The 13,362-nt window shown below is 61.7% G+C and carries 15 protein-coding genes; 9 read left to right on the top strand and 6 right to left on the bottom strand.

Annotation, left to right across the window (positions count from 1 at the left end):
• A partial coding sequence (locus NKH17_RS24480) for a co-chaperone GroES (protein ID WP_352972519.1) occupies positions 1-264 on the bottom strand: 264 nt, incomplete at its 3' end.
• Between the two features lie 218 nt (positions 265-482).
• Between NKH17_RS24480 and NKH17_RS24475 the strand changes: the two genes are divergently transcribed.
• Positions 483-1,418, top strand: coding sequence for a bifunctional helix-turn-helix transcriptional regulator/GNAT family N-acetyltransferase (locus NKH17_RS24475; protein WP_352479889.1), 936 nt, complete (start codon positions 483-485; stop codon positions 1,416-1,418).
• Between the two features lie 40 nt (positions 1,419-1,458).
• On the opposite strand, the gene NKH17_RS24470 is transcribed toward NKH17_RS24475, so the two are convergent.
• Positions 1,459-1,698, bottom strand: coding sequence for a BBE domain-containing protein (locus tag NKH17_RS24470; RefSeq protein ID WP_352479890.1), 240 nt, complete (start codon positions 1,696-1,698; stop codon positions 1,459-1,461).
• On the opposite strand from NKH17_RS24470, the gene NKH17_RS24465 reads away from it, so the two are divergent.
• The 5 genes from NKH17_RS24465 (at position 1,582) to NKH17_RS24445 (ending at position 8,549) form a co-directional block, all read left to right on the top strand.
• Positions 1,582-2,043: a LysR substrate-binding domain-containing protein gene (locus tag NKH17_RS24465; RefSeq protein ID WP_352479891.1), complete on the top strand. Its 462-nt coding sequence runs from the start codon at positions 1,582-1,584 to the stop codon at positions 2,041-2,043. The two genes, NKH17_RS24470 and NKH17_RS24465, sit on opposite strands and share 117 nt — an antisense overlap.
• Positions 2,044-2,199: 156 nt before the next feature.
• Positions 2,200-2,679: a MarR family winged helix-turn-helix transcriptional regulator gene (locus NKH17_RS24460; protein ID WP_352479968.1), complete on the top strand. Its 480-nt coding sequence runs from the start codon at positions 2,200-2,202 to the stop codon at positions 2,677-2,679.
• Positions 2,676-3,848 (top strand): HlyD family secretion protein, encoded by a 1,173-nt coding sequence (locus NKH17_RS24455; protein WP_352479892.1) that lies wholly within the window; start codon positions 2,676-2,678, stop codon positions 3,846-3,848. Before NKH17_RS24460 ends, NKH17_RS24455 begins: the two co-directional genes overlap by 4 nt.
• A 304-nt stretch (positions 3,849-4,152) precedes the next feature.
• Positions 4,153-5,688 (top strand): DHA2 family efflux MFS transporter permease subunit, encoded by a 1,536-nt coding sequence (locus NKH17_RS24450; protein WP_352479893.1) that lies wholly within the window; start codon positions 4,153-4,155, stop codon positions 5,686-5,688.
• A 173-nt stretch (positions 5,689-5,861) separates the two neighbouring features.
• Positions 5,862-8,549, top strand: a complete 2,688-nt coding sequence (locus NKH17_RS24445; protein WP_352902013.1) for an EAL domain-containing protein — start codon at positions 5,862-5,864, stop codon at positions 8,547-8,549.
• Between the two features lie 43 nt (positions 8,550-8,592).
• Here NKH17_RS24445 and NKH17_RS24440 read toward each other — a convergent pair whose 3' ends face one another.
• Together NKH17_RS24440 and NKH17_RS24435 are read right to left on the bottom strand one after the other, a co-directional pair.
• The gene (locus tag NKH17_RS24440; protein WP_352902010.1) at positions 8,593-9,108 is read right to left on the bottom strand and encodes a CAP domain-containing protein; all 516 of its coding nucleotides are present in this window, start codon (positions 9,106-9,108) and stop codon (positions 8,593-8,595) included.
• Positions 9,109-9,238: 130 nt separating this feature from the next.
• A complete protein-coding gene (locus NKH17_RS24435) occupies positions 9,239-9,694 on the bottom strand; it encodes a MarR family winged helix-turn-helix transcriptional regulator (protein ID WP_352479896.1) in 456 nt (151 codons plus the stop codon).
• A 62-nt stretch (positions 9,695-9,756) separates the two neighbouring features.
• Between NKH17_RS24435 and NKH17_RS24430 the strand changes: the two genes are divergently transcribed.
• Positions 9,757-10,206, top strand: coding sequence for an SgcJ/EcaC family oxidoreductase (locus NKH17_RS24430; protein WP_352972512.1), 450 nt, complete (start codon positions 9,757-9,759; stop codon positions 10,204-10,206).
• A gap of 275 nt (positions 10,207-10,481) precedes the next feature.
• On the opposite strand, the gene NKH17_RS24425 is transcribed toward NKH17_RS24430, so the two are convergent.
• Positions 10,482-10,847 (bottom strand): winged helix-turn-helix transcriptional regulator, encoded by a 366-nt coding sequence (locus NKH17_RS24425; protein ID WP_352479898.1) that lies wholly within the window; start codon positions 10,845-10,847, stop codon positions 10,482-10,484.
• Between the two features lie 106 nt (positions 10,848-10,953).
• Between NKH17_RS24425 and NKH17_RS24420 the strand changes: the two genes are divergently transcribed.
• Both NKH17_RS24420 and NKH17_RS24415 read left to right on the top strand, forming a co-directional pair.
• Positions 10,954-11,658, top strand: a complete 705-nt coding sequence (locus NKH17_RS24420) for a glutathione S-transferase family protein (protein WP_352479899.1) — start codon at positions 10,954-10,956, stop codon at positions 11,656-11,658.
• A gap of 141 nt (positions 11,659-11,799) precedes the next feature.
• Positions 11,800-12,624 (top strand): DUF2189 domain-containing protein, encoded by an 825-nt coding sequence (locus tag NKH17_RS24415; RefSeq protein ID WP_352479900.1) that lies wholly within the window; start codon positions 11,800-11,802, stop codon positions 12,622-12,624.
• Positions 12,625-12,630: 6 nt separating this feature from the next.
• Here the strand turns inward: NKH17_RS24415 and NKH17_RS24410 are convergent, their stop codons facing one another.
• Positions 12,631-13,263, bottom strand: a complete 633-nt coding sequence (locus NKH17_RS24410; RefSeq protein ID WP_352479901.1) for a LysE family translocator — start codon at positions 13,261-13,263, stop codon at positions 12,631-12,633.
• Positions 13,264-13,362 lie beyond the last annotated feature (99 nt).

Here is a 13,362-nt window from a genome sequence, read left to right as displayed (position 1 = left end):
CATGATCAGAAGGTCTTCGCCATTGAGCTTGACTTCGGTGCCCGACCACTTGCCGAACAGGATGCGGTCGCCGGCCTTGACGTCCAGCGGGACGAGCTTGCCGGCTTCGTCGCGGGCGCCGGAACCGACGGCGATGATCTCGCCTTCCTGCGGCTTTTCCTTAGCCGTATCGGGGATGATGATCCCGCCCGCGGTCTTGGATTCGGATTCGACCCGACGAACGACCACGCGGTCATGAAGCGGGCGGAACTTCGACTTTGCCATTTTTTATTCCTCGATGAGAATGGTGAGAACAGTTCCTCCGTCCGGCGGCGCCGGACATGTGGTTAGCACTCATCTTGGGGGAGTGCTAACGTGGCGCTGAAATAGGCTGGCAGCTCGCGCGAGTCAAGACGCCTGGTGAGCATCCTCAGGACGATTGCTTCAAACGGATACTTGACTAAGTCAACTAAATGGCTGATCTTGCCGGGCAGGAGGATGCCATGACCATTCATCATCACCCAGGCAAGGAGCGGATCGACGCGGTGCGGGCCTTCAACCGCTTCTACACCCGCCAGATCGGGCTGCTCGACGAAGGGCTGCTGAAAAGCACCTTCTCGCTGACCGAAGCGCGGGTGCTCTATGAGCTGGCGCATCGCGACGGGCTGACCGCCACCGACCTTGGGCGCGATCTCGGCCTCGATGCCGGTTATCTCAGCCGGCTGCTGAAGAAGTTCGAGGAGCGTGATCTGGTCGAGCGGGCCACGATCGAGGCGGATGCGCGGCGCTCGTCGATCGCGCTGACCAAGGCCGGGCGGCAGGCCTTCGCGCCGCTGAACCAGGGTTCGCACGAACAGGTCGCGGCTTTGCTCGAACGGCTTTCGGCTGCCGAACAGGACAGGCTGGTCAGGGCCATGCAGACGGTGCAGCGTCTGCTGGGCGGAAGTGCCGAGCCCAAAATTCCCTATATGCTGCGGTCTCTGCAAGTCGGCGACATCGGCTGGATCATCCATCGCCAGGGCCTGCTCTACGCGCAGGAATATGGCTGGGACGAAACCTATGAAGCGCTGGTCGCCGAAATCCTCGGTGCCTTCGTCAAATCCTTCGATCCGAAATGGGAACGCAGCTGGATCGCCGAGCGGGAAGGGGAGGTCGTCGGCTCGGTCTTCGTCATGCACCAGTCGGACGAGGTGGCGAAGTTGCGCCTGCTCTATGTCGAGCCTTCGGCGCGCGGTCTCGGCATCGGCAGGCGGCTGGTCGAGGAATGCATCGGCTTTGCTCGAACGAAGGGTTACAGGACACTGACGCTGTGGACCAACGACGTGCTCACCTCGGCGCGCCGCATCTACGAGGCGGCCGGGTTCAAGCTGACCGACGAGGAGCGCCACCATTCCTTCGGCAAGGATCTGGTCGGCCAGAACTGGAATTTGGAGTTATAGCAGCGCCGCAGAATTTCGAGCATCGGCCTGCGGCGGTCGCTCAGGTCGCAGGCTTAATGTTTTGGTTCAAGCGACAGAGATTGGTGGGGTCATACTTGTTTTTTAGCGCGGCCAGCCTCGGATAATTCTCGCCGTAGGCCGCCAGAACGGCTATGCGCGCAGGATGCCGCGGGACGTTCCCGCGCAGGAAATTTTTCGGGACGCATTCTTTCCGGTATGCAGCCCGGATCTGTTCGCAGGAGGCGACCGACAGATCGAGCGCGCCGCCGATCTGCTGCAATACCCGCTCATCCATTTCAATTGGACGAACCGCGACCCGGAAGCGCCGACCTGGCAGCGATGGCTGGCAATCGCACGCTCGATCGATCCCAGCATCCCGAATGCCAACCGGGCATGGGACTTGAGTTTCCGCGAAGAGCTGCACGCGATTGACGCGGTAGCGGCAGGCCAAGGCATCGCTATCTGCAGCGATGTGGTCGTCAGTGGCGAACTCGAGGCTGGCAGGCTGGTCAAGGCACATGATCTCTCTCTGCCAGGCTATGGCTTTTACCTTGCTGGCGTAGCCAATCACCCCCGACAAGCGCATATCGAAGCCTTTTCCGCCTGGGTGAGATCGATAGTCTAAGCATCTGAACGCCGATCTTCCGCATGCTCGTCACAAACGCCCGGCGTAATAAATTGCTAACCACGATCGCCCTGCACCGATTGCCATGCACACTTACCGGCTTCTGGCACAATCGGGCTCCTTGAATTATGAGCACGCTTATTATATATGTCGCTCATGGTTTCCGACGGCATCGACAGATTGGGCTTTTTGATCCACGACGTGCAGCGCCTGATGCGCAAGCGGTTCGAGGCGCGCGCCAGTGGTTTCGGCCTTTCTTCGGCGCAATGGCGGCTTCTGGTACGTGTCGCCAAGGAGGCGGGTGTCGCGCAGGCGCGGCTTGCCGAGCTTCTCGAAATCGAGCCGATCAGCGTCTCGCGTCTTGTCGATCGAATGGAGGAGGGCGGCTGGATCGAGCGCCGTCCCGACGCAACCGACAGGCGAGTGCGCATGATTTTCCCGACCGCCAAGGCGAACGCGGCCTACGCCCACGTCAAGAGCCTTGCCGGCGAGGTCTATGAGGAATCGCTCGTCGGCGTTTCGCCGGAAGATCGCCGCGTCCTGGTCAAGGCGCTGGAAACAATGGTGCAGAATCTTGCAGATGGTGAGACGCCGCCCTCGGAAAAAACGAAGAATACGGAAGGCGCAGCAGCATGAACGCGGTAGCCAAACTAGATGAGAATGCGGCCAAGCTGGAGATGGAAGCTCCCGCGAAGCCGGCGGCAGCTCCGGTAACGGTCGCTCCGCAGGTAGCTCCGGCGCCGGTGGCGCCGAAGCGCCGTGCCGGCCGCTTCCTTTTGATGTTTGTGCTGCCCGCTGCGTTGATCGCCGGCGGCAGCTATGTCTGGGTGACCGGCGGCCGCTATCAGGAGACCGAGAACGCCAATCTGCAGCAGGCCAAGGTTTCGATAGCCGCCGATACGGCGGGCCGCATCGTTCAGGTCGACATTTTCGACAACCAGTCTGTCAAGCAGGGCGACGTGTTGTTCGCCATCGATCCCGAGCCCTACCGGATCGCGTTGGCCCAGGCCGACGCGGCGGTTGCCGGTGCGCGGCTCAATGTCGAGCAGCTGCGTGCGGCCTACAGCCAGGCGCTGGCGCAGGAGAAGTCCGACGAAAGCCAGGTCCAGTACGCGCAGTCCCAATATGACCGCGCCGCCGACCTTGCCCAGAAGGGCATCAACGCCAAGTCGTCGCTGGACGAAGCCAAGAACGACCTCGACAAGGCCAAGCAGCAGCTGGCCGTAGCCCAGCAGGGGATCGTCAGCGCCAAGGCGGCACTTGGCGGCAATCCCGACATCGAAACTGACAAGCATCCGACAGTAATGGCGGCGCTCGCCGCACGCGACAAGGCGGCCTACGATCTGGTCCAGACCAAGGTCAAGGCGCCTGCCGACGGCATCATCAGCCAGGCCGCTTCGTTCAAGGTCGGCCAGTATGTCGGTTCGGGCACGCCGCTGTTTTCGCTGGTCGAGACCGGCGACACCTGGGTCGACGCCAATTTCAAGGAAACCCAGCTCACCAACATGAAGCCAGGCCAGAAGGCCGATATCGTGGTCGATACCTATCCGGGCAAGACCTTCGAAGCCACCGTCAAGGCGATCGGCGCCGGCACCGGGGCCGAGTTCTCGCTGCTGCCTGCGCAGAACGCCACCGGCAACTGGGTCAAGGTCACACAGCGCATTCCGGTCCGCCTGGAATTGGCCGATGCCGACGCCAAGGCGGCGCTGCGCACCGGCATGAGCGCTACGGTCACGGTGGACACCGGCGTTTCCCGCGGGCTGCCGAGCATTTTCCGCGGCGCCACGGCGGGCGAGGCCAAGTAAGGAGGCCGAACAGCGGCCGCATAGCAAACGGCGAAATGGATGCAGGATTGGTCCGAAGGAGGCGCAGGAAAAGTTGAATGCGTAAACGGGCTGCGCTGTAGCCTGCCTGAGCAAACAACTCCGCGCAGGGTCTTCGGTCCTCAGGTTTCCGGGCGGCAGGCGCCCGCTTGTCGAGACGCTCAGTTGATGTAACCCCCACATCGATGCTCGCGTCCCACCGCGATGAGGGTCTCTCTACAGCGAGGGCCTCGCCGTCCGGAAACCCAATGTACACGTTTTTGTTACCTGCTGGAAGTTTTACGTCATGAGCAGCCCAGAACCCTTTCGCGAAGTACCGCACCGCGGCCTGATTACAGTCGCGCTCATGCTTGCGACGATCATGCAGGCGCTCGACACGACGATCGCCAACGTTGCGCTGCCGACCATGACCGGCGATCTCGGCGCCTCCCCCGACAACATCAACTGGGTGCTGACCTCCTACATCGTTGCCGCGGCGATCATGACGCCGGTGACCGGCTGGCTTGCCGACCGCTTCGGTCGCAAGGAGCTGTTCCTGACGGCCGTGGTCGGCTTCACCGTCTTCTCCATGCTGTGCGGCATCGCCTGGAGCCTGGAGACCATCGTTTTGTTCCGGCTCATGCAAGGTGTGTTCGGCGCTGCCATCGTGCCGCTGTCGCAGACCTTCCTGCTCGACATCAACCCTAGGGAACGCCACGGCCAAGCCATGGCCATCTGGGGCGCCGGCATCATGCTGGGACCGATCCTTGGCCCGACGCTGGGTGGCTGGCTGACCGAGAACTTCAACTGGCGCTGGGTGTTCTTCATCAACCTGCCGGTCGGCATCATCGCCTTCCTCGGCATGGCGGCGTATCTTCCCAGCGTTGCCCGGCGGGTGCGCAGCTTCGATTTCTTCGGCTTCACCATGCTCTCGCTCGGTGTCGGCGCGCTGCAGCTGATGCTCGATCGCGGCGGCGAGGTCGACTGGTTTTCCTCGATCGAGATATGGATCGAGCTCGGTCTTTCCATCACCGGCTTCTGGGTGTTCACCATTCACACATTGACGGCGGAGCACCCCTTTATCGACCCGAAGATCTTCCTCGATCGCAATTTCGTCACCGGGCTGGCGTTCATCTTTGTCATGGGCGTGCTCATCTTGGCGAGCATGTCGCTGCTGCCGCCAATGCTGTCGACCATCTTCGGCTATCCGACCCTCACCATCGGCATTGTCCTGGGGCCGCGTGGTGTCGGCACGATGATCGCGATGCTGTTCGTCGGGCGGATCATGCACAGGATCGATGCCAGGATCCTCGTCGTCATCGGCTTCCTGCTAACCGCGCAGTCGCTCTACACGATGTCCAGCTTCTCGCCGCAGATGGACGACTGGCTGATCCTCAGTTCCGGCGTCATCCAGGGCCTGGGAATGGGCATGGTGTTCGTGCCGCTGTCGACTGTAGCCTTCGCCACGCTCGACGCACGCTTCCGCACCGATGCCACGGCGTTGTTCAGCCTGGTGCGCAACCTTGGCTCGTCGATCGGCGTGTCGGTGGTGACGGTTTTGCTGGTACGCAACACGCAGATCAACCATGCCGAGCTTTCGGCCTACATCAATCCGTTCAACCCCAACCTCTGGGCGGCATCGCCGGCAGCGGCGGGCGGCGATCCGACGGCGCTGTCGCTGATGGATCGCATGGTCAATGTCCAGGCGATGATGATCTCCTACGTCAATGACTTCAAGCTGCTGATGATGATGACGCTGCTTGCCATTCCGTTTGTTTTCCTGCTGCGCAAGCCAAAGGCCGCGCCGCCCGCCGGTGGGGCGCCTGCCGCGCATATGGACTAAGCCTCAGGGCTTACGGCAACCGCGACCGGCTCGAGGTTTCCGTTGGCTGTGCCGGTCGCGTCGCGTTGAGCCAGGTTCACCTGCCATTAGTATATCCGGACCAATATGCACTGCTTTTGGGTTGAAGGCGAGCCTCCATTGCTTGCCTCAAGCATCAGCGGGAGGAATTGTGTTTGGCCACGAAATCATCCAGGCAAACCGCCGCAGCGCCCGAGTCCGCCAATCTGACGACGCTGGCAAAACTGGCGACTACCTCGTACGAAGTCCTCGAGCGCGAACTTCGCGCCACGATTGCGGCGCTTCAGGACCAGGCACTGCGGTTCCAGACCGCGATAGAGAACATCTCGCAAGGCATCTGTTTCTTTGACGCCGATGAACGGCTGATCCTGTGCAACCGACGCTACGCGGAAATCTATCGCCTTGCACCGGAGCAATTGCAGCCGGGTGTGGCGCTGCGCGAAATCGTCGAGCGGCGCGTCGCTGTCGGGACCTCGGCAATGAATGCGGACGCCTATCTGGGGTTGGCCCGGGCAGTCAATTCGGGCACGGCTTCGGGGAACTGGACAGCCGAGCTCGCCGATGGCCGGACAATTCAGGTCTGCCATCAACCGATGCCTGACGGCGGCTGGGTGGCCACGCACGAGGACATCAGCGAGCTCAGCGCCAATCGCTTGGTCGTTGACGAGCGTATCTCCTTGCAGACGCTGATCGACCTGGTGCCTGACTACATGTGGGTGAAGGACACCGAAAGCCGCTTCGTCGTCGCGAACCGAGCCATTGCGTCCGATAGCGGTCGGGACAGCACGAGCGAGATGATCGGTCTGAGCGACTTCGACCTTCATGCGCCGGAACTTGCGCAGAAGTTTCGCTTCATCGAGCAGCAACTGATGCGCGACGGACAGCCGATGATCGACGAGGAGGAGTTCGTCATCGATGCGTCAGGCACCGGCAAATGGTTCCTGTCGACGAAACTGCCGTTGCGCAACGTTCAAAACAACATTTTCGGCCTCGTCGGCATTGCCCGCGACATCACTGCGCGCAAGCGGGCCGAAATCCTGCGCGACGGGCAGGCGCATATCCTCGAGATGATCGCAAAGAGCGCTCCCCTCGAAGATGTGCTCGAGCGGCTCATGCGTCTGGTCGAATCCCAACTGGCGGGGATATTCGGTTCGGTCTTGCTGCTCGACAAGGATGGCAGCCACTTGCGTCACGCCGCCGCGCCCAGCCTGGCGAGAGACTACACCGACGCCGTCGACGGCGCCGCGGTCGGCCCCAGAGCAGGGTCTTGCGGAACCGCAGTCTATCGGCGCGAGCCGGTGATCGTCGCTGACATCATGCACGATCCGCTTTGGGAGGATTATCGCGAACTCGCGCGGCCGCACGGTTTGCGTTCATGCTGGTCGACCCCGATCCTGTCGCATCAGGGCGCCGTGCTTGGATTCTTTGCGATGTATTCGATGACGGTGCGCGAACCGACAGAGGCCGAGACTCGCCTCATCGATTTCACCACGCGCATCGCCGGGATCGCCATCGAACGCAAACAGGCCGAAGACCGGATCCACTTCATGGCCAACCATGACGTGCTGACCGGGCTTCCCAATCGCGCCTTGTTGGAGGATCGGCTTTCACAGGCGGTCTTGTACGCCCAGCGATACGATCGCTGGGTGACGGTGGTGTTCATCGATCTGGACAATTTCAAATTCGTTAACGACACGCTCGGCCATAATGCCGGCGACGAGCTTCTGAAGACCGTCGCTAGTCGCATGGTCGACTGCGTAAGGGCGACCGATACCGTCGTGCGGCTTGGCGGTGACGAATTCGTCATCGTGCTGTTCGACCAGCCGGCGAACGTTGATCTCGTTTCCGAGACGTTGCAAAAGCTCAGGGCTGCACTCGCCGAGCCGGTTCGGCTCGGAGCACATCTGGTGCGGGCGACGGCCAGCATCGGCATTGCCAACTATCCCAAGGATGGAACGGATCCCGATACGCTGCTGGCAAATGCCGATGCGGCCATGTATCGCGCCAAGGAGTTCGGCCGCGACAATTTCCAGTTTTACGCTCCGGAGTTCAACACCAGGGCGCATGAAAAATTCGTGCTTCAGGAAGAGTTGCGAAACGCCTTGGCCCGTTCGGAATTCACGCTGCTCTACCAGCCGCAAGTGGACCTTCGGTCAGGTCGGGTTTTTGCGGTCGAGGCGCTGATACGCTGGAACCATCCAACGCTTGGCACGGTAATGCCGACGATGTTCATACCGACCGCCGAGGAGACAGGTCTGATCGTACCGATCGGCGACTGGGTTCTGCGTGAGGCGTGCCGGCAGAACAAAGCCTGGCAAGACGCGGGACTGCCGCCCTTGACCGTTTGCGTGAATGTGTCGGCGCGGCAATTCAGGGAGCGCAACCTGATCGATCGGATCGTCAGCGCGCTGAAGGACAGCGGCCTGGAGGCCAGGTATCTCGAGCTGGAGGTGACCGAGAGCCTGATCATGCAGGATATCGAGCTGGCGGTCGCCACCATGAACGCCCTGCAAGGCCTGGGTGTCCAGATCTCGATCGATGATTTCGGCACCGGCTATTCCAGCCTCAGCGCACTCAAGACCTTTCCCGTGGCGCGGCTGAAGATCGACAAGTCCTTCATCAAGGATCTCGCCGCCGATGAGAACGATCAGGCTGTGGCCAGCGCGGTGATTTCATTGGGGCAAAATCTCAACCTGAGGGTCATCGCCGAGGGCGTTGAGACAGATGATCAGGTTGCTTTCCTGCGCAGGAACAATTGCGACGAAATGCAGGGCTATCATTTCAGCAGGCCGGTTTGCGCGCAGGACATCGAGGAATTGCTCGGCGGCGGCCGCAAAGACTGACGGATCGGTCGCCAGCAGGCTTCCGCCGACCAAATGGCGGAAGTTATCTGCCGAGCACAAGGCACCAGTAGCGAAGCGTGCTGTCGCGGCCGTCGCGCACATAGGCGAGACCGAAGCGGGTGAAGCGCGGGTCGAGCATGTTGCGGCGGTGGCCTGGCGAATGCACCCAGATATCGAACAGCTTCTGCTGGTCGAAGCGGCCTTCGGCGATGTTTTCGGCGGCAGCGCCGGCAATGCCATTGTCTTTGACGCGCGAGGCAAAGTCCTTGCCCCAGCCGGTGGTGTGGTTCATTCGGCGGCCGCGCGCCATATAGCCGGCCTGCTGCAGTGCCGCCTGCTCGAGCCGGGCATCGGGGACAAGCGGCCCGAGACCCGCCGAAGCGCGGATGCCGGCCAGCGTGCCAGCGGCGGAGGCAGAGACACCGGCGCCTTCGCCGGTGGGCAGCACGGTGGCGCAGGCGACGAGCCCGGCAAGGGCGCCAAGGCCGGCAGCTCTGAGCAGCACGCGCCTACTTAGGCATGGTTGGGCCCCATAATTTTCGATTTTCGTAACGGTCATGCCCGCCTGACATAAGCGCGATCATGGCTTTTGCCGGGCAGGGCGGTGAAAATGCGTGATGATGGTTTCCGGCTCGACACCAGTCAGGCATTCACGGACAGACAGCTTCTTTTGCCCCATCTTTGCGGCTTCACGAGCGCTGGCGAGGTATCCTCGGTTGCAAATTTTCTCTGGGGGATATCGCTTGCAGTGACGACCGGAGCGATTCGTACGCCTGAGCACCAAGCAGCCTCCGGTATTGGTCTTCGAGACGCTGATTGAAATCGTGGACGGTCCGGATCACCGCAAGCGCCGCGTCGGTTGCAACGATTAATTTGGCCCGTCGGTCGTTCGGATCACGCGAGCGCCGAACATAACCGAGGCGCTCCAGTTCATCGATCAACTCACCCATCGATGCTTTGCCAATGCCCGCTCGCTCTGCGAGGACGCTGGGTCGGGTTCCTTCCGCGTCGATGTTGGCGAATACAGCGCCGTGTTTGGGCTTGATTGCCGAATGGCCGCTCTCCCGGAGAACCTGGACCAAAGCGCTCGCCGACGATTGATAAGCATAGAGAAGCAGAGACTGCGTGTATGGCTGATTATCCATCTTTCCAAACTTATATGGTGCCCATATAGTATGGCAACCGAACTATATGGCAAGAGGTCAGCATGGCTACTGGCAACGTCCGAACCGAAGGGGTGGAAAGTGTCGCGTACAGGCTGATCGACGCTTGGAATCGTCACGATGCTCGCGCCTTTGCCGCCGTATTCGCGGCAGATGCCGAATTTACGAACGTCTTCGGTATGCAGGCGACTGGACGTGACAGGATCGAGCAGTTCCATGCCCCAATTTTTGAGAAGATGTTCAAGCACAGCCACCTATCCGCGGAAAGCGTGCGGAACAGGCTTGTTCGCCCGGATGTTGCCACGCTCGACCTGCGGTGGTCCATGACTGGCGCACTCGATCCGATGGGAAACGAATGGCCGCGTCGGCGCGGATTAATCAGCGTAGTGGCGACGCGGGATCACGAAGAATGGTTGATTGCAACGATGCACAATATGGAACTTGGAGACGATCAAACGGTAAAGTCTCAGGAGAAACTTCAAGAGCATAAGTAGGCTCTTCATCCACGTCTAAATCGAAAGCAACAGCCATCCAGCATGGTCAGCCGATCTGATCGGGCAATGAGATCGAACGGCGGGTCAGTGACCGGGATTGGCGAGCCATGCTACAGGAGTTGGTGCTGGATGGCCCGCGCCTTGCCCGGTTTGGTCGGCCACAATGGCGCGCCCCATAAGCCGGTCGCTTGGTCTTGCGGGATCTAATGTATGAACGGCTTGGCGCGCGCTGGGCTCTCGCCGGCAGTCTTTGCGATGCGGTGATCGCCGGTCGGCTATTCCGCCGCCACGAGTTTGGTTTCCGGCGTCGATGAAACCCGGCCGTCCCGATCGTCTTCGGTATGTTCCCACCAGTCGCCCAGGGCGTCGATAAGCGGCACAAGCTTGAGGCCGGGCTCCGTGAGGTCGTAATCCACACGTAGTGGATAGCCGGCATGCGCCGTTCGCCGCACGATCCCGGCTTCCTCCAGCTTGCGCAGTTCCAGCGCCAGGATGCGGTGCGACACTGCCGGGTTGTCACGCCTCAAATCGCTGAAGCGCTTGGTACCATCCTTGAGATAATAGAGCAGCAAGGTGGGCCAACGACCGCTGAGCACACGCATGGTCTCCTCGATCGGGCAGCGTGAGACGACATCTTTCATGGCGGGGACCTGGTTACAGAATAGTGCCTAATTTACATGGGGCGACCAGCGTTTAGGGTCAAGTTTCGCTGCGCAGCGTGACCCCTAACATGGAAGAGACAAAGAAATGGAACCTATTCTCCTTTACGGCTTCCCGCTGGGAAGTTCGATGGGGCTTGTCGCTGCTTTTGAACGCCTCGGACAACCCTATCGCCTGTGTCGTGTCGACATGCTCACTGAGATGAAGAACGACGCCTATGCCAGCATCAACGGCCGTCAGGAAACGCCGGTGTTGATCACGCACGAGGGCAGGGTGCTCACCGAGACTATGGCGATTGCCGCCTGGCTCGAAGCCCGCGATACGCAACGCCGTATCAGCTTCGATCCTCGCTCGCCGGAGGCCGACCGGATGCACCAGCTGGTCGCCTTCATAAACACCGGCTTCACCGCCGCCTTCACCCCGCTCTGGGCGGCATATGAAATGGAGTCGGCCGAACCGGTGCTGCTGGCGACTTTACGTGATTTCGGCCGCAAGGTCGTTACCAACCGCCATAACCAGCTTGAGGCGATGATCCTCGACACGGATTTCCTGATCGGCGAGCGGCTGACGCTTGCCGACACCACGTTGATCGGCGTGGCGCGCTGGGCGGAGTTCCACCAGGCGGTCGACGGCGCCGCTTACCCAAAGCTGGCGGCGCTACGCCGCCGCATCGAAGCCGATCCGGCCGTGCAATACGCGCTCGCTGTCGAGGCTGGCGAAAAGCCCGCCGGGTCAGGCGCTTGCTTCGGTCACTTGCCGCTGGCCGAGGTGATCGATCGCTTCGCGGCGTAACTGTTCGCTCAGCGCCCGGCGCCCCGGCGCCGGGCGCTGGCGACAAGCACGCCCAGATCGGCTATCATGTCGACGTTCTTGAAGTGGCAGCTGCGGGCGGCCATCCTGGCGGTGACCGCCCCGACACACGGGAGAAAGGTTATGGCCGGCTTTCATGTCATGGCTGATGCACGTGGAATGCATGTACAGCCCACGGTGCGCCGCATCAGCACCGAGGATCTGATTGATGCGCTCCGTCTCGGCGTCGAGGATTTCTGGGCCAAGCCGTCGCATTATGTGTTCCTGTGCCTGATCTATCCGGTGGTCGGCCTGATCCTGACGCAGTGGACCTCGGGCTCGAACGCCATCCAGCTGATCTATCCGCTGATGTCCGGCTTCGCTTTGGTCGGTCCGTTCGCGGCTATCGGCCTTTACGAAATCAGCCGCCGGCGCGAGTTCGGCATGGATACATCCTGGTGGCATGCGCTCGACGTGCGCCACTCGCCGGCGCTCCCCGCGATTGCGGTCATCGGCATCATGCTGCTGGTACTGTTCCTGCTCTGGCTGTTCACCGCGCAGTCGATCTACACCAGCCTGTACGGCAATCAGCCTCCGGCCTCTATTGCCGGCTTTATTCGCGAGGTGCTGACGACCAGCAAGGGCTGGACGCTGATCCTGCTCGGCAACCTGGCCGGGTTCGTCTTCGCCGCGATCGTGCTGGCGACGACCGTCGTCGCCTTTCCGCTGCTGCTCGACCGCGATGTCGGCGCGGTCTCGGCAGTCGAGACGTCGGCGCGCGCCGTCCTGACAAACCCGCTACAGATGGCGCTGTGGGGCCTGATGGTCGCCGTGCTCCTGGTCATCGGCTCGATCCCGCTATTTGCCGGGCTTGCCGTCGTCATGCCCATCCTTGGCCACGCGACCTGGCATCTTTATCGCAGGGTGGTCGAACCGGAGCGGGCGGAGCAGGTCAGGCGGCCAATGTAGGACCGATCAGCGTTGCGCGTCGGTTGCCATCTTGACGGCCAGCGCGGTCAGCACCGTACCCATCATCCAGCGCTGGATCACCATCCATAAGGGCCGCCCGGCGAGGAAAACCGCGATCGAGCCGGCCGTCACCGCGATGATGGCATTGACGGTCAGGCTGATCGCGACCTGCGTGGCACCGAGCACTAGAAGCTGCGACAGCACGTGGCCCTTGCCGGGGCTGATGAATTGCGGCAGCAGCGACAGATAGAGCACTGCCACCTTCGGGTTGAGCAGGTTGGTCATCAGGCCCATCGCGAACAGCTTGCGCGGCCTGTCTTTCGGCAGTTCGCGGATATGGAAGGGCGAGCGCCCGCCGGGCTTCACCGCTTGCCAGGCGAGCCACAGCAAATAGAGCGCGCCGGCAAGGCGCAGCACATCATAGGCAAAGGGTACGGCGAGCAGCAGCGCGGTGATGCCGAACGCCGCCGACAGCACATAGAACAAGAAACCGAGCGCCACGCCGCCCAGCGAGATCAGCCCGGCCTTCGGCCCCTGCGACAGCGAGCGCGAGATCAGATAGATCATGTTCGGGCCGGGCGTCAGCACCATGCCGAGGCAGACCAGCGCGAAGGCAAGGTGGTTGGCGGGTTCAGGCAAGAGCGCATCTCCGGATGGGTACACTCACCACATGCTTCCATCATCCGCAAGGGCATGAGGGCAGGAGCCTTTGCGCCAGCGCGCCGGGCCGCCTGCCTT

Origin of the sequence: Mesorhizobium sp. M1334 (genome assembly GCF_040317995.1) — a bacterium.
GTDB lineage: Bacteria > Pseudomonadota > Alphaproteobacteria > Rhizobiales > Rhizobiaceae > Mesorhizobium.
The sequence above is the reverse complement of the archived record's forward strand: the minus strand, read 5'-3'. Positions and strand labels throughout refer to the sequence as shown.